This window comes from Sphingomonas adhaesiva (assembly GCF_036946305.1).
Taxonomy (GTDB): Bacteria; Pseudomonadota; Alphaproteobacteria; order Sphingomonadales; family Sphingomonadaceae; genus Sphingomonas; species Sphingomonas adhaesiva_B.
The window spans coordinates 329,846-350,305 of sequence record NZ_JAQIJJ010000002.1 but is presented as its reverse complement, the minus strand read 5'-3'; the positions used below and the strand labels follow the sequence as shown (position 1 = coordinate 350,305).

Genomic DNA, 20,460 nt, shown 5'->3' with positions numbered 1-20,460 from the left:
CGCCGGGGAACAAGAGGGTGACGGGGTCAACCGCCGTGTTCGCGTCCAAGCCGCGCCAGCGCCCGCTCGCGGCCGATGAGCGGCAGCAGCGCCGCCATGTCCGGGCCATGGTCGCGCCCGGTCAGCGCGCGACGCAGCGGCAGGAACAGCGGCTTGCCCTTGCGCCCCGTCGCCTCCTTCAATGCCGATGTCAGCGCGTGCCATGGGTCGCCCGCCCAGTCGATCGTCCGCGCCACCGCCGCCGCCTGCGCCAGATAGGCGGCGTCCTCGCCGGACGCGGGGGCGTCGACCGGCCCCTCGATCACCTGCCACCATTCGCCCGCCTCGGCGACGGTGGAGAGGTTCGGGCGCACCGCCTCCCACGCCGTCGCATCCATCCCGGCGGGCAGGCGGTCGCGCACCGCATCGAACGACAGCTGGTGGACGATCCGCGCGTTGACCTGCGCCAGCTCGCGCTCGTCGAACCGCGCCGGCGCGCGGCCGAAATGCGCGAAGTCGAACGCGGCAACCAGCGGCGCCGGATCGACCGTCGGCTCCACCGGCTGGCTGGTGCCGAGCCGCGCCAGCAGCGAGACGATCGCCGCCGGCTCGATCCCCTCGCCGCGCAGCGCGTCGATCCCCAGGCTGCCGAGTCGCTTCGACAATTTTCCTTCCGCGCCGGTCAGCAACGCCTCGTGCGCGAAGGCGGGGGGCGGCGCGCCCATCGCGGCGAACATCTGCAATTGCAGCGCGGTGTTGGTGACATGGTCCTCGCCGCGCACGACATGCGTGATGCCCAGATCCGCATCGTCGATCACCGAGGGGAGCAGATACAGCCACGATCCGTCCGCACGGCGGATCACGGGGTCGCTCTGCGTGCGCGGATCGAACGCCTGCGCGCCGCGGATCAGGTCGTTCCACGCCATCGGTGCATCGTGATCGAGTCGGAAGCGCCAGTGCGGGCGCACCCCGTCCGCCTCCAGCGCGGCGCGATCGGCATCGGTCAGCGCCAGCGCGGCACGATCGTAGATCGGCGGCAGCCCGCGCCCGCGCAGGATCTTGCGCTTCAGGTCCAGTTCCTGCGCCGTCTCATAGGCCGGATAGACATGGCCTGCGGCACGCAACTGCTCGAACACCTGCTCGTAGCGGTCGAATCGCGCCGACTGGCGCACTTCCGCGTCGGGGTGGAGCCCCAGCCAGGCGAGATCGGCGCGGATCGCGTCGACGTAGCGCTCCTCGCTGCGCTCCGCATCGGTATCGTCGATCCGCAGCACGAACCGCCCGCCAGCATGGCGCGCCTGCATCCAATTGTGGAGCGCGGCACGGATGTTGCCGACATGCAGCACGCCGGTGGGCGAGGGGGCGAAACGCGTGGTCACGGTCATCCGCGCCGCTTTACGCCCAGCCTCTTCCCCTATCCACCCCCTCAAGGGTCCAGGTCTATAACTGCCAATGGCCGTGATCGCCCGGAGAAGCCCGCCGGCAAGGAGTGCAGCGCAGTCGCGTAGCTGAAGCTACGCGCAAGCAAGCGACGACGTCCGGCGGGCTTCTCCGGGCGACCGCGAGGCGGCGGGCCGAATATGGCGCCAGGCGGCGTCGCGCGTCGGTCACGATGCACAAGCATCGCTCTCTCCTTGCTCCTGGCCTGGCGCCATATTCGGCTCCGTCACGACCATTGTCAGTTGTAGACCTGGACCCTAAGGGCGGGCCGCGAAAGGGTGTGGCTCCATGAAACTGATGACCGGCAATTCCAACCTGCCGCTGGCACGCGCGATCTCCGCCTATCTGGAGGTGCCGCTGACCGACGCGCTGGTGCGCCGGTTCGCCGACGAGGAGATCTTCGTCGAGATCATGGAGAATGTCCGCGGCGAGGATGTGTTCGTGGTCCAGTCGACCAGCTACCCCGTCAACGACAACCTGATGGAATTGCTCATCATCGTCGACGCGCTGAAGCGCGCCTCGGCGAAGCGGATCACCGCGGTGCTGCCCTATTTCGGCTATGCGCGGCAGGACCGCAAACCCGGGCCGCGCACGCCGATCTCGGCCAAGCTGGTGGCCAACCTGATCACCACCGCGGGCGCCGACCGCGTGCTGTCGGTGGATCTCCACGCCGGGCAGATCCAGGGCTTCTTCGACATTCCGACCGACAATCTCTTCGCCGCCCCGGTGATGAGCGCGGACATCCGCTCGCGCTTCGGCGAGAAGAATCTGATGGTCGTCTCCCCCGACGTCGGCGGCGTGGTGCGCGCGCGCGCGCTGTCGAAGCGGCTCGACAACGCCCCGCTCGCGATCGTCGACAAGCGCCGCGAGCGCGCGGGCGAATCGGAGGTGATGAACATCATCGGCGACGTCGAAGGGCGCTTCTGCATCCTGATCGACGATATCGTCGATTCGGCGGGGACGTTGTGCAACGCGGCCGCGGCGCTGAAGGAAGCGGGGGCGGAGGATGTCGTCGCCTATGTCACACACGGCGTGCTGTCGGGCGGCGCGGTGGCGCGGGTCGAGGGATCGGCGCTGCACGAGCTGGTGATCACCGATTCGATCGGTAATCAGGAAGCGATCAAGGGCGCGGCGAAGATCCGGCATTTGACCATTGCGCCGCTGCTGGCGGAAGCGATCCGGCGGATCGCAGACGAATCGAGCGTCAGCAGCCTGTTCGATTAAGGCAGAGGGCGCGAGAGGCCGGGCGCCAAGAACGCGACAAGAAGCGATCCGCCCGGCCGGCGGGCCGACGGCCCGTGCGACATAGCCTGTCCTGAGCGCCTGCCTTGGCAGGCAGTCGAAGGGCGGGCTTCGCCCGCGGCGCGGCTCTCCGTCACCCCGGGCCTGACCCGGGGTCCCGCTTTCTTTTCACCGTCGCAGAAGAAGCGGGACCCCGGATCAAGTCCGGGGTGACGATGATAGGTGAGTAAGGCCCGCCGCGGCAAAGCCGCGTCGGACGGGTTCGGCTAGGCCGACCCGCCGGCCGGTGGCGCGGTTCGCTGCGCGACCGGCGCGGACGTGGCCGCGCCTACCGTCGAACCTACCGGTTCGACAGCGCCACGATATGATCGAACACCGCCGGATGCAGCGGCTTCGTGAAGGCACAGCCGTAGCGGACCTTGTCGCGCCATGCGACCACCGCCTCCAGCGCCGCCAGCCCGGGAAGGGTCAGCCACACCGTCGTTCCCGGCCACAGCGTGAAGCTGGTCTGCGCGCGGAACCCGGTGATCGACAGGTCGACCACGTCGATCTCGAACCGCGTCGTCCCCCGATCGCGCAGATGCGCGCGCATGGTGACGGCCTTGCGGAGCGCGTGACGGCTTTCCTCCGCTTCGGAGGACGTCGTGGGCAGGGGAATCGCCTTTTCCATGGCCCCGGACCCTGCCACCGGACGGTTAATCTTCTGCAAACGCCGGTGCGGCGGCCCCCGTCGACTGTCTCACGCCCGCACGCCCGCGGCGCTTCAGCTCCGCCTTCAACTCCTCGGGGCGGGGCGCGATCAGGAAGCCGAAGCTGACATTGCCCTCCTTCGTCTCCACCACATGGTGCAGCCGGTGCGCCTGGACGATCCGCTTCATGTAGCGCGAGGTGGGCAGATAGCGCGTCGGCAGGCGGCGGTGGACGATCACGTCGTGGAACCCGAAATAGATCGCGCCATAGGCCGCGATGCCTGCGCCGATCCAGGTGAACCCCGGCCACCAGCCCAGCTGCACGCCCCCCAGCAGCAGCACGATCGACGGAACCGCGAAGATCACCGCATACAGGTCGTTCAGCTCCCAGTTGCCGGTGCGCGGGCGGTGATGGCTTTCGTGCAGGAACCAGCCGGGGCCATGCATCACCCAGCGGTGCATGACATAGGCGAAACCCTCCATCAGCGCGACGGTGACGAGGAACAGGAACGTGGCGGCCCACCAGGACATGCGCGCGCATATAGCCATCGCGCGCCGCCCTCGCTACGTCGCAGCGCATCATGACCGACGATATCCGTTCCGCCGCTCTCGACTCCAAGGCCTGGCCCTATGAGGAGGCGCGCAAGCTGCTCAAGCGCTATCCCGACGGCAAGCCTGACGGCGCGCCGGTGCTGTTCGAGACCGGCTACGGCCCCTCCGGCCTGCCGCACATCGGCACATTCAACGAGGTGCTGCGCACGACGATGGTGCGCAACGCCTTTCACGCGCTGTCCGACACGCCGACGCGCCTGATCGCGTTCAGCGACGATATGGACGGCTTGCGCAAGGTGCCCGACAACGTCCCCAACGGCGACATGCTGCGCGAGCATCTCGGCCGCCCGCTGACGACGATCCCCGATCCGTTCGGCAAGTTCGACAGCTTCGCCGCGCACAACAATGCGATGCTGCGCGACTTCCTCGACCGCTACGGCTTCGACTATGAATTCGCCTCCTCGACGGACTATTACACCTCGGGCCGGTTCGACGACGCCATCAGGGGCGTGCTGCGCCACTGGCAGGGCGTGATGGATGTGATGCTGCCGACGCTGCGCGCGGAGCGGCGCGCGACCTATTCGCCGGTGCTGCCGATCAGCCCGACGACGGGCATCGTGCTCCAGGTGCCGGTCGAGGTGGTCGATGCGGCGGCGGGCACGATCGCCTTCGTCGACGAGGATGGCGAGCGCATCGTCCAGTCCGCGCTGGGCGGCCTCAGCAAGCTGCAATGGAAGGTCGACTGGGCGATGCGCTGGGTCGCACTCGGCGTCGATTACGAGATGGCGGGCAAGGACCTGATCGATTCGGTGGTCCAGTCGTCCAAGATCGCGCGCGTGCTGGGCGGGCGCCCGCCGGAGGGCTTCAATTACGAGATGTTCCTCGACGACAAGGGCGAGAAGATCTCCAAGTCCAAGGGCAACGGCCTGTCGATCGAGCAATGGCTGACCTATGGCCCGGAGGAGAGCCTCGCCTTCTACATTTATCGCGAGCCGAAGAAGGCCAAGCAGCTCCACATGGGAGTGATCCCGCGCGCGGTGGACGATTACTGGCAGTTCCGCGGCAATTACGCCGGGCAGGCGGTCAAGGAGCGGCTGGGCAATCCGGTCCACCACGTCCACGACGGCAAGCTGCCGGAGGGCACGCTGCCGGTGACGTTCGGGCTGCTGCTCAATCTGGTCGGCGTGATGGGCGAGGGCGCGACGCGCGAGCAGGTATGGGCCTATCTGGCCAACTATGTCGCCGATGCCACGCCGGCGGCCTATCCCGAACTCGACCGGCTGATCGGCCACGCGCTGGCCTATCACCGCGACGTGGTCGCCCCGACGCTGCAGCGCCGCGCGCCCGAGGGCGTCGAGGTGGCGGCGCTGGAGCGGCTGGACGCCGAACTCGCCGCGCTGCCGGAGGAGGCGAGCGCGGAGGATATCCAGAACATCGTCTATGAGATCGGCAAGACCGGCGGGTTCGCGGAACTGCGCGACTGGTTCAAGGCGCTGTACGAGACGCTGCTGGGGTCGAGCCAGGGGCCGCGAATGGGCAGCTTCATCCGGCTATACGGCATCGCGAACACGCGCGCGCTGATCGGCGAGGCGCTGGCGAAGAAATAGTCTCCCCGTCACCCCGGCCTTGAGCCGGGGTCCCGCTTCTTCTGCGACGCCCGTGAGAAGCGGGACCCCGGGTCAAGCCCGGGGTGACGACGAGGGCGTCACCGCGCCAGCTGCGGGAAGCCCGCGCGGAACGCGGCGACCTTCGGCTTGTCCCAGCGCACGATATAGGGGTGCGTCGGGTTCCGGCGGTAGAAGTCCTGATGATAGGCCTCCGCGGGGAAGAAGGCGCCCTCCTCCAGCGTCGTCGCGATTGGCTTGGCGAACGCATGCGCACGCGTCAGCTGTGCGATATAGGCCGCCGCGACGGCGCGCTGTTGCGGCGATTGCGGAAAGATCGCCGAGCGATAGCTGGTGCCGGTGTCCGGACCCTGCCGGTTCACCTGCGTCGGATCGTGCGCGATCGCGAAATAGACGCGCAGCAGCGTGGCATAGCTGACCGCTCTCGGATCGTAGCTGATTCGCACCGCCTCGGCATGGCGCGTCGTCTCGCTGCTGACCGCATCGTAGCTGGCGGTGGCGCGCGTGCCGCCGGCATAGCCGGACGTGACGCCGGTGACGCCCTTCACCTGCCGGAACACCGCCTCCATCCCCCAGAAGCACCCGCCCGCGAACACCGCGGTGGCGCGCGTACCGGCGGCGGGGACGTCCTGCGTCGCTGCGGGAAGGGGGAGGGCGCGCTCCGCCGCGGCCGGGCCGCAGGCGGACAGCAGGAGCGGGAGGAGGGCGAGGTGGCGGTGGGTCATGACGCCGATATGGGGAGGCACGACCTGCTTTCCAGCATCGCCCTCACCCTTCCCATCGGCTTTGCCGATGGGCCCCTTCCCTCTCCCGGCGGGAGAGGGAAGGAGGCGCGGAACGCGCCGGAAGGGTGAGGGCGATCGATCGAACGATCAGCGCACCACCGCCGCGCTGGCGGCATAGGGATTCGCCGGCATCTCCGGCTGCGCGGCATGGACCGCGACCATCCCCATCGCCCCCAGCAGGAACCCACCGGCGAACTGCCAGGCGAAGCGGGATTTGAACAGGCGGGTCATCGTGTCGTCTTTCTTCCTGGCGGCCATCTGCGTGGCGTGATCGATTCCGAACGATCCGCCCCGCCGGGGCCAATCGCAGGAACGTGCCTAATCCATGTCGGCTGAACCGGTGATGGCACCGCCGTTCATCTGGCAGCGATATAGAAGCCGCCACGTCGCCGGAAAACGTCGATGTCCGAAAGGGATCGTTTCCGGATCGCTACCTTATGACAGCGCGGCGCACGCCGTCTGGATGCGGCGGCACGCCTCGGTCAGCACCGCTTCCGAGGTCGCGTAGCTGATCCGCATCGCGGGCGACAGGCCGAAGGCGACGCCCTGCACCGCGGCGACCTTCGCATCGTCGAGCAGATAGCCGACGAAGTCGCTATCGGTTTCGATCCGCTTGCCGCCCGGCGTCGTTTTGCCGATCACGCCCGCGACGCTGGGATAGACGTAGAAGGCGCCCTCCGGCATCGGGCAGTCGATCCCGGCGGCGTCGTTCAGCATCCGCACCACCAGATCGCGGCGCGTCTGGAAGGCGGCGGCGCGCTCCTTCAGGAACGACTGGTCGCCGTTGAGCGCGGCGACCGCGGCGGCCTGCGCGATCGAGCAGGGGTTGCTGGTCGACTGCGATTGCAGCTTCGCCATCGCCTTGATCAGCCACGGCGCACCGGCCGCGAAGCCGATCCGCCACCCGGTCATCGCATAGGCCTTGGAACAGCCGTTGACCGTCAGCGTGCGTTCGTAGAGCGACGGGCACACCTCCGCGATCGTCGCGAAGCGGAAGTCGTCATAGACGATATGCTCGTACATATCGTCGGCGAAGATCCAGACGTGCGGGTGCCGCTCCAGCACCTCGCCCAGCGCGCGCAGCTCGTCGACCGTATAGGCGGCGCCCGTCGGGTTGGAGGGCGAGTTGAGGATCAGCCATTTGGTCCGCGGCGTGATCGCCGCCTCCAGCATCGCCGGGGTCAGCTTGTAGCCGAACTCCGCGCCCGCCGGCACGATCACCGGCGTCGCGCCGGCGAACTGCACCACGTCGGGGTAGCTGACCCAGTACGGCGCGGGCACGATCACCTCGTCGCCCGCATCCAGCGAGGCGACCAGCGCGTTGAATAGCGTGTGCTTGCCGCCGACGTTCACGCTGACCTGCTGGGGTGTGTAGGTCAGGTTGTTGTCACGCCGGAACTTGGCGACGATCGCCTCCTTCAGCTCGGGCGTGCCGTCGACGTTGGTATATTTCGTCTTGCCGTCGCGGATCGCCTGGATCGCGGCTTCCTTGACGAAGTCGGGCGTGTCGAAGTCCGGCTCGCCCGCGCCCAGCCCGATCACGTCGACGCCGGCCCGCTTCAGCTCCATCACGCGCGTGGTGATCGCCAGCGTGGGGGAGGGATTGATGCGGTCGAGCGCGGCGGAGGGCTTCATGGACGGGCGCCTTGATGAGGGTAAACGCGCGCGCCTATGCGACGGACGCCCTCATTGTGCAACCGTCAGGACTGCCGGCATCAGTCCGCGCAGCGCATTTCCCAGCAAGAATCCGTCGTTCAGGTCGCGCGGCGCGACCGTTCCTTCCAACGCGCGCGCGGTCGCCAGCAATTCCGCGCGCAGCACACCGGGCAGCGCCGCGACGCCGCGCGGGGTGACGAGGCGGGCGCCCTGCGGCACGAAGACGCTGGTGTAGCTGCCCTCGGTCACCTGTCCCTCGGCATCGACGAAGACGACCTCGTCCGCGCCCGATGCGCGCCGCGCCGTGTCGTAGAAGGCGCGGTCGCTGGTCTTGTGGCGCAGCCGCAGGTCGCCCGCCGGCACCGGCAGCGGCATCAGCGCGACGCGCAGCGGGCGCGTGGCCGGCGGCGGGGCGGGCGACACCTCGATCGCGACCGCGCCCGAGCGCGCCAGCACCAGCCGCACGCGCGACGCATGCCGCAGGCGGAAGGTCGCGGCCTGCAATTCGTTGCGCGCGCCGTGGCGATCGAACGCGAACCCCAGCGCCAGCGCGCTGCGCTTCATCCGTTCCAGGTGGCGCTCGACCAGCACGATGCCCTCGACCGGGTCGAACGCCATCGTCTCGATCAGGTCGAAGGCGGGCGTGCCGCGGGTAACGAACGCGGCCTTGGCCAGCGCCTCGTCCCATTCCGCCGCGGCGCGCGAATCGGCGACGATGCCGCCGCCCAGCCCGATCGTGGCGCGTCCCCCAGCCGGGTCGCCGGTCAGCTGGAGCGTGCGGATCGCGACGTTGAACATCGCGTCGCCGGTGCGGTCGATGCGGCCGATCGCGCCGGTATAGGCGCCGCGCGGGCTGCCGCGCTCGATCTGCGCGATCGCCTGCATCGCGCGCACCTTGGGCGCGCCCGTGATCGACCCGCACGGGAACAGCGCGGCGAGGACGTCGACCGCGTCGCACCCGGGCGCCAGCGTCGCGGTGACGGTGGAGGTCATCTGGTGGACGGTGGGATAATGTTCGACCGCGAACAGCGCGGGCACCGCGACGCTGCCGGGGACCGCGACGCGCGCCAGGTCGTTGCGCATCAGGTCGACGATCATCAGGTTTTCGGCGCGTTGCTTGGGATCGCCCGCGAGCGATTCGGCGGCGGCGCGGTCGGCGACCGCATCGGGCAGGCGGCGCGCGGTGCCCTTCATCGGGCGGCAGGTCAGCCGGTCGCCGTCCAGCGCGACGAACAGCTCGGGCGAGAAGGACAGCAACGTCTGCGCCCCCGTCGCCACGATCGCGCCCCAGCCGGCGGCGGCATGCGGGCGCAGCTGCGCGTAGAGCGCGAGCGGATCGCCCGCGACCGGGGCGTGCGCGCGCAGCGTCAGGTTCAGCTGGTACAGGTCGCCCGCGGCGATCAGCGCCTGCACCGCGTCGAACATCGCGCGATAATCCTCCGCCGCGACCTCGGGCACCGGCTCGCCGATCCATGCCCCCGCCGGGTCGGGCAGCAGCGCGGACACGTCCGCCACCTCCTGCCAGCCGTCGAACAGCCCGAACCAGGCGAGCGGGGTGCGCGCGGTGGCCGGGTCGGCCGGTGTCGGGGCCGCCGGCTCGAACGCGGCGGCGGCCTCATAGGCAAGATAGCCCGCGGCATCGAGCCGCGACGCGCGGACCGCATCCAGCACCCCGGCGACCTCCTCCACCCGCCACGCGGTCAGGACCCGCTGCGGCCGGATGTAGAGGCGTGCGGGGGCGCCACCGGCGCGGGCATCGTCGAGCAGGACGAAGGGAGGTGTCGTCAGCATGCACCATCGGTGATGCCGTGCGGCCACGGCGCGGGCAAGCGTCGTTGCCTACAATATGGTTCGTGGTAATCGACTGGTTACGCCCCTGTTTTGCCAGCCCCTGTTGCCAGCCCCTGTCTTGCCAGCCATCGAGGACGATCCATGACCGACGCGACCACCGACCATCCGCTGCAGGCCATGATCGTGCCGGTGACGCCGATCGAACAGAATTGCACGTTGATCTGGTGCACGCGCACAATGCGCGGCGCGGTGATCGATCCCGGTGGCGACCTGCCGCGGATCAAGGCCGCGATCGCGCAGGCCGGCATCACGGTGGAGAAAGTGCTGCTGACCCACGGCCATATCGACCATGCCGGCGCGGCGAAGCCGCTGGCGGACGAGCTGGGCGTGCCGGTCGAGGGGCCGCACGAGGACGATCGCTTCTGGCTGGCGCGGCTGGCGGACGACGGCCGGCAATGGGGGATCACCGGCGTGCCGTTCGAGCCGGACCGCTGGCTGGTCGACGGCGATACGGTGACGGTCGGCGAGCTGACGCTCGACGTCTATCACACGCCCGGGCACACCGCTGGGCATGTGATCTTCCACCACGCGCCGTCGAAGTTTGCGCAGGTCGGCGACGTGCTGTTCCAGGGCTCGGTCGGGCGGACCGACCTGCCGCAGGGCAACCACAAGCAATTGCTCGAATCGATCGTGACGAAGCTGTGGCCGCTGGGCAGCGACACTGCCTTCATCCCCGGCCACGGCAAGCCCAGCACCTTCGCGCACGAGCGGCAGTGGAACATGTTCGTCAGCGACGACGCGATGTCGGCCTGACCCGTCGTTTCGTCACCCCGGGCTTGACCCGGGGTCCCGCTTCTTCTGCGACGTTGGCAAGGAAGCGGGACCCCGGATCAAGTCCGGGGTGACGGGAATTACCCCGCGGACACCACCGGCGCCAGTTCGATCGCCCGCGGCGCCCGTTCCGCGCCATAGGCCACCGCCAGCGCCCAGCCCGCGAGCAGCGCCAGTACCACCCAGGTCAGCAGCGCGCCGCCCGCACGCAGCGGGTTGGGGGCGGGGCGCGTCATCCCCAGCCCGTGCGCGACGCGCGCCAGCACGAAGGCGACGCCCGCCACCCACAGCCAGGTCGGCGATCCGCCCGCCAGCTCGATCAGCGCCAGCAGGATCAGCACGAACGGCGCATATTCGGTGAAATTGGCGTGCGCGCGCTGTACCGCGAGCAACGCCTCGCTGCCGCCGTCGCCCAGCAGCACCTTGCCGCGGACCCGGCCGGGCACGACGCGCAGCGCCAGCCACAGGTTGATCGCGGCGCACGCCGCCGCGATGGTCAGCGTGATCGGCAACAGCATCGTGCCCCTCCCCCTTTTGTCGTCGCCGGTCGTTACGGCCGCGTCATCGTGCCATCGGCGTGCACGGGTTGCAACCGACGCCGATTTCGCTATAGGCGCGTCACTTCGCGATGCGAGCCGTTGCCCGGCTGCCTGCCGCGGCCGGCCGATGCGGCGGGTCGCATGGGCGCGTGCAGCGGCGCATCGTTGTTTCGAACACTAGACAGATCAAGGTGCCGCGATGGCCGTCCCCAAGCGAAAGACTTCCCCCTCCCGCCGTGGCATGCGCCGCGCGCACGACGCGCTGTCGGTCGAGGCGTTCCAGGAATGCCCGAACTGCGGCGAGCTGAAGCGTCCGCACAATCTGTGCACCGCCTGCGGCCATTATAACGGCCGCGAGGTCGTCTCGGTCGAAGCCTGATTCGCAGGTAGCACCGGCTTTTCAGGAGCGTTTGCCAGCTATGTCCGACATGTCCCGGATCGCCATCGATGCGATGGGCGGCGACGAGGGGCTGGCGGTCATGCTGGCCGGGGTGGCGCGTGCGCGTCGCCGCGATCCCGACATGACGTTCCTGCTGGTGGGGGATGAGGCGGCGATTCGCGCCGGTCTCGCGAATCACCCCAATCTGTCGCAGCATTCGGAGATCGTCCACGCGCCCGACGTGATCGCGGGCGATGCGAAGCCCAGCCAGGCGATCCGCCGTGCGAAGACGACGTCGATGGGCATCGCGATCGACTGCGTGAAGCAGGGGCGCGCCGGCGCCGCGGTATCCGCGGGCAATACCGGCGCACTGATGGCGATGGCCAAGCTGTCGCTGCGCACCATGCCCGGCATCGACCGCCCCGCGCTCGCCGCTTTGCTGCCGACGCTGGGCGACAACGATGTGGTGGTGCTCGATCTGGGCGCCAACACCGAATGCGATGCGCGCAACCTGGTGCAGTTCGCGGTGATGGGCGCGGCCTATGCGCGCACCACGCTGGATCTGTCCGCGCCGCCGCGCGTCGCGCTGCTGAACATCGGCAGCGAGGAGCAGAAGGGCACCGACGAGATTCGCGACGCCGCACAGATGCTGCGCGCCGCGCCGCATCTGCCGATGACCTTCACCGGCTTCGTCGAGGGCGACCGGCTGTCGCGCGGCGAGCATGACGTGATCGTGTGCGACGGCTTTTCCGGCAATATCGCGCTCAAGACCGCCGAAGGCACCGCGCGATTCGTCGCCGACCTGCTCAAGCGCGCCTTCCGCAGCTCGGTGCGGTCGAAGCTGGGCTTCCTGATCTCGCGCCCCGCGACCGAGCTGCTGCGCGATCACCTCGATCCCAACAACCACAATGGCGCGGTCTTCCTGGGCCTTAACGGGCTGGTGGTGAAGAGCCATGGCGGCGCCAACGAACTCGGCATCGCCACCGCCATCGGCAATGCGGCCAAGATGGTGAAGGCGGATCTCGCCCGGCGAATCGCCACCGACCTCGGCAATTTCGAAGCGAAGGCGGCGGCATGATCCGTTCGGTCCTGACCGGCACCGGCTCCGCGCTGCCGGTGCGGCGCGTCTCCAACGCCGAACTGGCGGAGCAGGTCGACACCACCGACGAATGGATCGTCGAGCGTACCGGCATCCGCTTCCGCCATATCGCGGGCGAGGGCGAGACGACCGCGACGCTGGCGCGCGACGCCGCGCTGGCCGCGCTGGCGGCAGCGGGCCTCGCTGCGCAGGACATCGACCTGATCGTGCTGGCGACCGCGACGCCGGACAACACCTTCCCCGCGACCGCGACCAAGGTGCAGGCGATGCTGGGCGTCGACGATTGCGTCGCGTTCGACGTCGCCGCGGTCTGCTCCGGCTTCCTCTATGCGGTACAGGTCGCCGATGCGATGCTGCGTTCGGGCGTGCAGCGCCGCGCGCTGGTGATCGGCGCGGAGACGTTCAGCCGCATCCTCGACTGGGAGGATCGCACCACCTGCGTCCTGTTCGGCGACGGTGCGGGCGCGATCGTGCTGGAGGCGCGCGACACCGCCGACGACGCGACCGATGCCGCCGCGCGCGGCATCCTGGCGACGCGGCTCCACGCCGACGGGCGCCACAACGAACTGCTCTACGTCGATGGCGGTCCGTCGACCACCGGCACCGTCGGCAAGCTGCGCATGAAGGGGCGCGAGGTGTTCCGCCACGCGGTCGTGAACCTCGCCGCGGTGATGGAGGAGGCGCTGGCCGCCGCGGGCCTGCCCACCGATGCGGTCGACTGGGTCGTGCCCCATCAGGCCAACGCCCGCATCCTGGACGCCACTGCGCGCAAGCTGTCGCTGCCCGCGGAGAAGGTGGTGATGACGGTCGACCAGCATGCCAATACCTCCGCCGCCTCGGTGCCGCTGGCGCTGGACCAGGCGGTGCGCGACGGACGTATCGTCGCAGGACAGATCGTCGTGCTGGAGGCGATGGGCGGTGGTTTTACCTGGGGTGCCGCTGTACTTCGCGTCTGATGTCGATCAGCATGGCGATCGTTCCGGCCCATCGGCGACCGGTGTTTCTTGGGAGTAGAGGACGGTTATGACGGACGCAGGCACGCTCACCCGCGCAGATCTGGCGGAATCGCTGCACCGCAACGTGGGTCTCTCGCGCGCCGACTCGGCGCGGCTGGTGGAGCAGATGCTGGAAAAGATGTGCCACGCGCTGGCCCAGGGCGAGAACGTCAAGATCTCGGGCTTCGGCACCTTCGTGCTGCGCGACAAGGGAGAGCGCGTCGGCCGCAATCCGAAGACCGGAGTCGAGGTGCCGATCGCGCCGCGCCGTGTGCTGACCTTCCGTGCCAGCCAGATGATGCGCGACCGCATCAACCACGGCGGATGACGGGCGTGGCGTCGGACGCCAAATCCGCCGCCGCCTTCCGCACCATCGGCGAGGTCGCCAGCGCGACCGGGGTCGCCGCGCATGTCCTGCGTTATTGGGAAAGCCGCTTCCCGCAGCTGCGCCCCGTCACGCGCGCCGGCAATCGCCGCTATTACCGCCCCGCCGATGTCGCGCTGATCGAGCGGATCGACCGGCTGCTGCGCCACGACGGCTATACGCTGAAGGGCGTGCAGCAGCTGCTCGCCGCCGAGCGGCGCGGCGCCGCCGTTGCCGTGGCGGCACCGGACCTGCGCGACGTGCGCGACCTGCTGGCGCGCGCACTGGCGGAGGATGCGGGGTAGCGCATCGCGCCACAGGTGAGTGGCCGTTCGCCGTCGTCGGCACACCGCCGTCACCCCGGACTTGATCCGGGGTCCCGCTTCTTCTGCGACGTCGACCAGTAAGCGGGACCCCGGATCAAGTCCGGGGTGACGGCGAGGGAGTAGGTATCGATCAAAGGCGAGGCGGTTTCGGCTGCACGACCCCCGGACGTCGAATGACTTTGGACGCCGCTCTACCCCTCAAGACGGCGATCGACGTCCCGCACCGCCGGCCTGTTCCAACACGGTCACTCGGCGGCACGCGCCTCCGGGGCGTCGACGTCGGCGGGCAGCGCCCAGTGCAGGTCGCCCTTGCCCAGCACGCGGCCGTCATGGCTCAACACCGATACCTCGCGGATCGGGCGGCCGTCGCGCACGTCGACCAGGATCGGGAAGGCGGGGCAGCCGGTCTCCCATCGCTCGCCCCATTGCCGCAACGCGACCATCGTCGGCAGCAGCGCGAAGCCCTTGTCGGTCAGCTCATAGACGATCTTGCGCCGGTCCTCCGGCACCGACGAGCGCTCCATGATGCCATGTTCGACGAAGCGCGCCAGCCGGTTGGCCAGGATGTTGCGCGCGATGCCCAGCTCCTGCTGGAATTCCTCGAAATGATGCAGGCCGTTGAACGCGGCGCGCAGGATCAGGAACGCCCAGCGTTCGCCCATCGATTCCAGCGCCGCCGGCAGGCTGCACTCGGCCAGATCTTCACGCACGTTTCCCACGGACCATGTCTCCTGCCGACGGAGATCGGCGTCAACCTATTTGCACGGCTGGAGCCGAATTGTAAGAAATAGGTTTCAATCGGCTACTCGCAACTGCGAGTTTCCTCTTGCAACTCGCATCCGCAACATCTAGGTAGCGATCAGCAACCTAACAGGGAATCGTCCGATGTTCCGTGCCGTCATTACCGCGATCGTCGCTTCCGCCGCCACGCTGGCCGCCGCGGGCGTCCAGGCGCAGCCGACCAACGCTTATTATGTCGCCACCCCCGTCGCGCAGCCGGCCAAGGCGCGCCTGATCACCCGCTCGACCGCGTGGCAGCTGAAGGACGGCGCGTTCGTCGCCGCCCGCGCCGCGGAGCGCGACACCATCCTGTGCCAGCTGCTGGCGCGCGACGTCGGCGGGCTGTCGGCGTTCTCGGCCGGGGGCAAGACCTTCGACGCGGCGCAGCTCGACACCTGCAACGCCAAGGCCGGCATCGCCGCGCCGACGATGGCCCAGAACTAAGGCCGTCATCCAGCTTCCCGCTCCCTCTGACGGGATCATCTGGCCCTCGCCGCAACTCCCGCGGCGGGGGCCAATTTTTTGCGTCCCGCTTGTTGCAATGCAACGCCTGATCGAAGCATCTTGTGGCCGTGCTGAGACAGTATGAACTGGTCGACCGGGTACTCGACTACGACCCGGACGCCGACGAGGCGATGCTCAACCGCGCCTACGTCTTCTCGGTCAATGCGCACGGGACGCAGAAGCGCGCCAGCGGCGATCCCTATTTCAGCCACCCGATCGAGGTGGCGGGCATCCTGACCGAGTTGCACCTCGACGACGAGACGATCGCCACCGCGATCCTGCACGACACGGTCGAGGATACGGTCGCCACGCCGGAGGAGATCGAGCGCATCTTCGGCGCCAATGTCGCGCGGCTGGTCGATGGCGTGACCAAGCTCTCCAAGATCGAGGCGCAGACCGAGAACGAGCGCGCGGCGGAAAACCTGCGCAAGTTCCTGCTGGCGATGTCGGGCGATATCCGCGTGCTGCTGGTGAAGCTGGCCGACCGGCTGCACAACATGCGCACGCTTCATCACATTCCCAAGCCGGAGAAGCGCCGCCGCATCGCGCGCGAGACGATGGATATCTACGCCCCGCTCGCCGAGCGGATCGGCATGTACGAGTTCATGAAGGAGATGCAGACGCTCGCCTTCCAGCAGCTCGAACCCGAGGCGTATGAATCGATCACGCGGCGGCTGGAGCAGCTGAAGGAAGGATCGGGCGGCGACCGCATCGCGAAGATCGGGTCGGGGCTGAAGCTGCTGCTGTCGCGCGGGGAGATCGACGCGCAGGTGTCGGGGCGCGAGAAGCATCCCTATTCGATCTGGCGCAAGATGCAGGAGCGCCACATCAGCTTCGAGCAATTGTCCGACATCATGGCGTTCCGCGCGATCGTGCCGACCGAGGCGGATTGCTATCGCGCGCTGGGCATCATCCACCGGCGCTGGCCGATGGTGCCGGGCCGGTTCAAGGATTATATCTCCACCCCGAAGCGCAACGGCTATCGCTCGCTCCACACCAGCGTGATCCATGCCGAGAATCGCCGCATCGAGATCCAGATCCGCACGCCGGAGATGCATGCCGAGGCGGAATTCGGGCTGGCGGCGCACTGGGCCTACAAGCAGGCGGTGGCCGCCGACCTGCCCGATCGCGCCGACCGGGCGGAAAAGTCCGCGGCCACCAGCGGGCGCGACACGCCCGGCAACACGCGGCTGCGCCCCGATGCGCAGCACGGCTGGATCGCCGATCTGGTCGAGATCCTCGACACCGCGGCGACGCCCGAGGAGCTGCTGGAGCATACGAAGATCGCGATGTACCAGGATCGCATCTTCGCCTTCACTCCCAAGGGCGAACTGATCCAGCTGCCCAAGGGCGCGACCCCGATCGACTTCGCCTATGCGGTCCACACCGATCTGGGCGATCAGGCGGTGGGCGCGAAGGTCAACGGACGCGTCGTGCCGCTGTCGACGGTGCTGGAGAATGGCGATCAGGTGCAGGTGCTGCGCTCCAAGGCGCAGGTGCCGCAGCCGTCGTGGCTGAACCTGGCGATCACCGCCAAGGCGCTGGCCGCGATCCGCCGCCATTTGCGCAACGAGGATCGCGTCCAGACGGTGGCGCTGGGGCGCAAGCTGTACGACGATATCGTCACCCGCCTGCCCGCGACGCTGGCGGCGAACGCGCTGGACGAGGCGCTCAAGCGGCTGAAGCTGCCCGACGAGGCGGCGCTGATGCAGGCGATCGCGCGCCGCACGCTGACCGACGGACAGGTGATGGAAGCGCTGATGCCCGGGTCCGCCGGCGCCGATCTGGCGCATGCCCCGCCGCAATCGAGCGCGATCTCGATCCAGGGGCTGGCGCCCGGCGTCGCCTATGAACTGGCGGCATGCTGTCACCCGGTGCCGGGCGACCGCATCGTCGGGCTGCGCCGCCCCGATGCCTCAATCGAGGTGCATGCGATCGATTGCCGCGTGCTGTCGGACCTCGCCGAACGGTCGGACGAGGAAACCGACTGGATCGACGTGCAATGGGGCGACAAGACCGAGGGTGCGGTGGCGCGCATCTCGGTCGAGGTCCGCAACGAACCCGGCGCGCTGGGGATGCTGGCGACCGTCATCGGCCAGCACAAGGCGAACATCATCAACCTGCGGCTGGATAACCGCGACGCGCAATTCCACACCAACATGATCGACCTGGAGGTGCACGACGCGCACCAGTTGATGCGGCTGCTCGCCGCATTGCGCGCGGCCGACGCGGTCAATGCGGCGGAGCGGATCTGAGGCGCCCCGCCATGCATCCGGGGACCATGCAACCGGGGCGGCCCTGTCCGCATTGAACGCGGGAACGGGAGGACTCACCTATGTTACGCCATCTGCTCGCCGCCACCGCGCTCGCGACGCTTGCCATGCCGGCCGCGGCGCAGTCGATCTCCGCGTCCGACAAGGCACAGGGGGCGAAGGCCAATCCGCAGCTGCTGGCCGAATTCGGCGGCGCCTATGACGGGCCGCAGGCGGCCTATGTCGAACAGGTCGGCAAGCGCGTCGCGGTCCAGTCCGGCCTGTCGAACGCGCAGGGCGACTTCACCGTCGCCTTGCTCAACTCGCCGGTGGAGAACGCCTTCGCGATCCCCGGCGGCTATATCTACGTCACGCGTCAGCTGCTGGCGCTGATGAACAGCGAGGCGGAGCTGGCGTCGGTGATGGGGCATGAGGTCGGGCATGTCGCCGCGCGCCACTCCGCGGGGCGCAACCGCACCGCCTCGATCGGCGGCGTGCTGGCGGGAATCGTCGGCGCGGTCGCGGGCAACGGTGCGGTCGGGCAGCTGGTGGGCGCGGGCGCGCAGCAGGCGGCGGGGCTCTACACGCTGAAATACGGGCGCGATCAGGAATATGCCGCCGATGCCTTGGGGGTGAGATATATCACCGCCGCGGGCTACGATCCCTATGCCGCCGCCGACATGCTGGCGCAGCTGAACGCCGCGACGACGTTGCAGGCGCGCGCGGCGGGGCGCGATGCCAATGCGCTGCCGACCTGGGCCTCCACCCATCCCAACAGCCTCGACCGCGTGCGCCGCGCCGCCAAGCTGGCGGAGGCGACCGGAAAGCCGGAGACGATGCCGGCGCAGGACACCGCCTTCCTGCGGCGACTCGACGGGCTGCGCTACGACGACGATCCGAAAGAGGGCGTGATCGAGGGGCAGACGTTCCGCCATCCGGGACTGCGGCTGCGCTTCACCGCGCCGCCGGGCTATACGATCGCCAATGGCGCGGAGGCGGTGACGATCGCGGGCAGTGGCGGGCAGGCGCAGATGAAGACCGCGGCGGCGACCGACGATCTGGCCGGGTTCATCGCGACGCGCTTCCGCCAGCTGGGCGCGAATGCGGGCGGCGAGGTGCGCAACGGCACCGCCAATGGCGTGCCCTATGCCGCCTCCACGATCCGCGCGTCGGCCAATGGCCGCGCGGTGGATGCGACCATCGTCGCCTATCGCTTTCCGTCCGCGACCAACTGGTTCACGATCGTGACGCCCGCGGGCAGCGGAATGGGCGCGCTGGCGCCGCTGGTGGAGAGCGTCGCGGTGCTGACCCCGGCGCAGGCCAATGCGGTCACCGGCAAGCGCCTCCGCATCCTGACCGTGAAGCAGGGCGACACGATCGACACGTTCGCGCGCCAGATGGCCTATCCCACGCTCCAGCGCGAACGCTTCATGACGCTCAACGGGCTGGACCCCGATGCGCCGTTGCGCGCGGGCACGTTGGTAAAGGTCGTGACCACGGGCTGACAGCGGGCCGACAGGTCGTTACAGCGCGGCGGCACCATGCCACGTCCCGCGCTCTCGGTCGTCATCCCCTGCTACAACGAGGAAGCGACGCTGCCGCTGCTCCACGCGCGCGTCGCCGCCGCGGCGCGCGGCGTCGTGGGGGACGATCACGAGATCGTGCTGGTCAACGACGGATCGCGCGACGACAGCTGGCGCGTGATGCAGATGCTGGCCGCGGCCGACCCGCGCGTCGTCGCGGTCAACCTGTCGCGCAACCACGGGCACCAGCTCGCGCTGACCGCCGGGCTCGACCTGTGCGCGGGCGAGCAGATCCTGATCATCGACGCCGATCTGCAGGATCCGCCCGAGCTGGTGGCGGAGATGCGCGCGACGATGTCGCGCGAGCAGGCCGACGTCGTCTATGCCGTGCGCCGCAAGCGCGAGGGCGAGACATTGTTCAAGAAAGCGACCGCCGCCGCTTTCTATCGCGTGCTCGATCGCGTCACCGACACGCCGATTCCGCTCGATACCGGGGACTTCCGGCTGATGACCCGGCGGGCGCTAGATGCGCTGCTGTCGTTGCCGGAACAGGCGCGCTTCATCCGCGGGATGGTGGCCTGGGTCGGCTTCCGGCAGGTGCCGTTCCCCTATGACCGCGCGGAGCGCCACGCGGGCGAGACCAACTACCCGCTGGGCAAGATGGTGCGCCTCGCGCTCGACGCGGTCACCGGCTTCTCCACCGCGCCGCTGCGCTGGGCGAGCCATCTGTCGGTGATGCTGGCGGGCTGTTCGGTGCTGCTGCTGTTCTACATCGCCTATGGCTATTTCAGCGGCGCGCGGGTGCAGGGCTGGACCTCGACGATGCTGGTCGTGGTGGTGCTGTCGGCGATCCAGATGTTCGTGCTGGGGATGATCGGCGAATATTTGGGGCGGCTGTACATCGAGTCGAAGCGGCGGCCGCTGTATCTGGTCGCCGACATCGCCGGCACCGCGCACGGTCGCGCCACGCTGGGGTTCCAGGCGGAGGCGACACGCATCCCCGACGATCAGGTCGCGAGCGCCGCGCTGGCGGAGTGAGGATTTAGCCCTCTCCCTTCCGGGGAGAGGGTTGGGTGAGGGGAAGGTGCCTCGCAGAGAAAGCGCTCTCG

The 20,460-nt window shown here is 69.0% G+C and carries 21 protein-coding genes; 12 read left to right on the top strand and 9 right to left on the bottom strand.

Features of this window, described 5'->3' with window-relative positions:
* Positions 1 to 26: 26 nt before the first annotated feature.
* Positions 27 to 1,364 (bottom strand): glutamate--tRNA ligase, encoded by a 1,338-nt coding sequence (locus PGN14_RS01855; RefSeq protein ID WP_335297711.1) that lies wholly within the window; start codon positions 1,362 to 1,364, stop codon positions 27 to 29.
* A 343-nt stretch (positions 1,365 to 1,707) separates the two neighbouring features.
* On the opposite strand from PGN14_RS01855, the gene PGN14_RS01850 reads away from it, so the two are divergent.
* Complete coding sequence (locus PGN14_RS01850; protein WP_335297710.1) at positions 1,708 to 2,643, top strand: ribose-phosphate pyrophosphokinase; 936 nt, start codon at positions 1,708 to 1,710, stop codon at positions 2,641 to 2,643.
* Between the two features lie 358 nt (positions 2,644 to 3,001).
* Here PGN14_RS01850 and PGN14_RS01845 read toward each other — a convergent pair whose 3' ends face one another.
* Both PGN14_RS01845 and PGN14_RS01840 read right to left on the bottom strand, forming a co-directional pair.
* Positions 3,002 to 3,253: a pilus assembly protein PilZ gene (locus tag PGN14_RS01845; RefSeq protein ID WP_335297709.1), complete on the bottom strand. Its 252-nt coding sequence runs from the start codon at positions 3,251 to 3,253 to the stop codon at positions 3,002 to 3,004.
* A 103-nt stretch (positions 3,254 to 3,356) separates the two neighbouring features.
* Complete coding sequence (locus PGN14_RS01840; protein WP_335297708.1) at positions 3,357 to 3,881, bottom strand: sterol desaturase family protein; 525 nt, start codon at positions 3,879 to 3,881, stop codon at positions 3,357 to 3,359.
* 50 nt (positions 3,882 to 3,931) lie between these two features.
* On the opposite strand from PGN14_RS01840, the gene PGN14_RS01835 reads away from it, so the two are divergent.
* Positions 3,932 to 5,509 carry a lysine--tRNA ligase gene (locus PGN14_RS01835; protein ID WP_335297707.1) on the top strand — a complete coding sequence of 526 codons (1,578 nt, stop codon included), beginning with the start codon at positions 3,932 to 3,934 and terminating at the stop codon, positions 5,507 to 5,509.
* A gap of 98 nt (positions 5,510 to 5,607) precedes the next feature.
* On the opposite strand, the gene msrA is transcribed toward PGN14_RS01835, so the two are convergent.
* The 4 genes from msrA to pabB form a co-directional block, all read right to left on the bottom strand.
* Entirely contained in the window at positions 5,608 to 6,252 is a 645-nt protein-coding gene (gene msrA, locus PGN14_RS01830) for a peptide-methionine (S)-S-oxide reductase MsrA (RefSeq protein ID WP_335297706.1), read from the bottom strand.
* A 147-nt stretch (positions 6,253 to 6,399) separates the two neighbouring features.
* Complete coding sequence (locus PGN14_RS01825; protein ID WP_335297705.1) at positions 6,400 to 6,543, bottom strand: hypothetical protein; 144 nt, start codon at positions 6,541 to 6,543, stop codon at positions 6,400 to 6,402.
* Positions 6,544 to 6,747: 204 nt separating this feature from the next.
* Positions 6,748 to 7,947: a pyridoxal phosphate-dependent aminotransferase gene (locus tag PGN14_RS01820; RefSeq protein ID WP_335297704.1), complete on the bottom strand. Its 1,200-nt coding sequence runs from the start codon at positions 7,945 to 7,947 to the stop codon at positions 6,748 to 6,750.
* A gap of 51 nt (positions 7,948 to 7,998) precedes the next feature.
* Positions 7,999 to 9,759 (bottom strand): aminodeoxychorismate synthase component I, encoded by a 1,761-nt coding sequence (gene pabB, locus PGN14_RS01815; protein WP_335297703.1) that lies wholly within the window; start codon positions 9,757 to 9,759, stop codon positions 7,999 to 8,001.
* 141 nt (positions 9,760 to 9,900) lie between these two features.
* Here pabB and PGN14_RS01810 point away from each other — a divergent pair, with 141 nt between their 5' ends.
* Positions 9,901 to 10,572 carry an MBL fold metallo-hydrolase gene (locus tag PGN14_RS01810; RefSeq protein ID WP_335297702.1) on the top strand — a complete coding sequence of 224 codons (672 nt, stop codon included), beginning with the start codon at positions 9,901 to 9,903 and terminating at the stop codon, positions 10,570 to 10,572.
* 98 nt (positions 10,573 to 10,670) lie between these two features.
* Here PGN14_RS01810 and PGN14_RS01805 read toward each other — a convergent pair whose 3' ends face one another.
* Positions 10,671 to 11,108, bottom strand: a complete 438-nt coding sequence (locus PGN14_RS01805; protein WP_335297701.1) for an MAPEG family protein — start codon at positions 11,106 to 11,108, stop codon at positions 10,671 to 10,673.
* A 220-nt stretch (positions 11,109 to 11,328) separates the two neighbouring features.
* On the opposite strand from PGN14_RS01805, the gene rpmF reads away from it, so the two are divergent.
* The 5 genes from rpmF (at position 11,329) to PGN14_RS01780 (ending at position 14,271) form a co-directional block, all read left to right on the top strand.
* Entirely contained in the window at positions 11,329 to 11,508 is a 180-nt protein-coding gene (gene rpmF, locus PGN14_RS01800; protein WP_335297700.1) for a 50S ribosomal protein L32, read from the top strand.
* A gap of 40 nt (positions 11,509 to 11,548) precedes the next feature.
* Positions 11,549 to 12,586 carry a phosphate acyltransferase PlsX gene (gene plsX, locus PGN14_RS01795; protein WP_335297699.1) on the top strand — a complete coding sequence of 346 codons (1,038 nt, stop codon included), beginning with the start codon at positions 11,549 to 11,551 and terminating at the stop codon, positions 12,584 to 12,586.
* Positions 12,583 to 13,563: a beta-ketoacyl-ACP synthase III gene (locus PGN14_RS01790; RefSeq protein ID WP_335297698.1), complete on the top strand. Its 981-nt coding sequence runs from the start codon at positions 12,583 to 12,585 to the stop codon at positions 13,561 to 13,563. Before plsX ends, PGN14_RS01790 begins: the two co-directional genes overlap by 4 nt.
* Positions 13,564 to 13,630: 67 nt before the next feature.
* Positions 13,631 to 13,930 carry an integration host factor subunit alpha gene (locus PGN14_RS01785; protein ID WP_335297697.1) on the top strand — a complete coding sequence of 100 codons (300 nt, stop codon included), beginning with the start codon at positions 13,631 to 13,633 and terminating at the stop codon, positions 13,928 to 13,930.
* Positions 13,927 to 14,271, top strand: coding sequence for a MerR family transcriptional regulator (locus tag PGN14_RS01780; protein WP_335297696.1), 345 nt, complete (start codon positions 13,927 to 13,929; stop codon positions 14,269 to 14,271). The genes PGN14_RS01785 and PGN14_RS01780 overlap by 4 nt, the downstream gene beginning before the upstream one ends.
* A gap of 266 nt (positions 14,272 to 14,537) precedes the next feature.
* Here the strand turns inward: PGN14_RS01780 and PGN14_RS01775 are convergent, their stop codons facing one another.
* Positions 14,538 to 14,954: a winged helix-turn-helix transcriptional regulator gene (locus PGN14_RS01775; RefSeq protein ID WP_335298024.1), complete on the bottom strand. Its 417-nt coding sequence runs from the start codon at positions 14,952 to 14,954 to the stop codon at positions 14,538 to 14,540.
* Between the two features lie 223 nt (positions 14,955 to 15,177).
* On the opposite strand from PGN14_RS01775, the gene PGN14_RS01770 reads away from it, so the two are divergent.
* The 4 genes from PGN14_RS01770 (at position 15,178) to PGN14_RS01755 (ending at position 20,389) form a co-directional block, all read left to right on the top strand.
* Positions 15,178 to 15,516 (top strand): CC_3452 family protein, encoded by a 339-nt coding sequence (locus PGN14_RS01770; RefSeq protein ID WP_335297695.1) that lies wholly within the window; start codon positions 15,178 to 15,180, stop codon positions 15,514 to 15,516.
* 128 nt (positions 15,517 to 15,644) lie between these two features.
* The gene (locus PGN14_RS01765) at positions 15,645 to 17,831 is read left to right on the top strand and encodes a RelA/SpoT family protein (protein WP_335297694.1); all 2,187 of its coding nucleotides are present in this window, start codon (positions 15,645 to 15,647) and stop codon (positions 17,829 to 17,831) included.
* Between the two features lie 80 nt (positions 17,832 to 17,911).
* Entirely contained in the window at positions 17,912 to 19,333 is a 1,422-nt protein-coding gene (locus PGN14_RS01760; protein ID WP_335297693.1) for a M48 family metalloprotease, read from the top strand.
* A gap of 36 nt (positions 19,334 to 19,369) precedes the next feature.
* Complete coding sequence (locus PGN14_RS01755) at positions 19,370 to 20,389, top strand: glycosyltransferase family 2 protein (protein WP_335297692.1); 1,020 nt, start codon at positions 19,370 to 19,372, stop codon at positions 20,387 to 20,389.
* Positions 20,390 to 20,460: the final 71 nt, after the last annotated feature.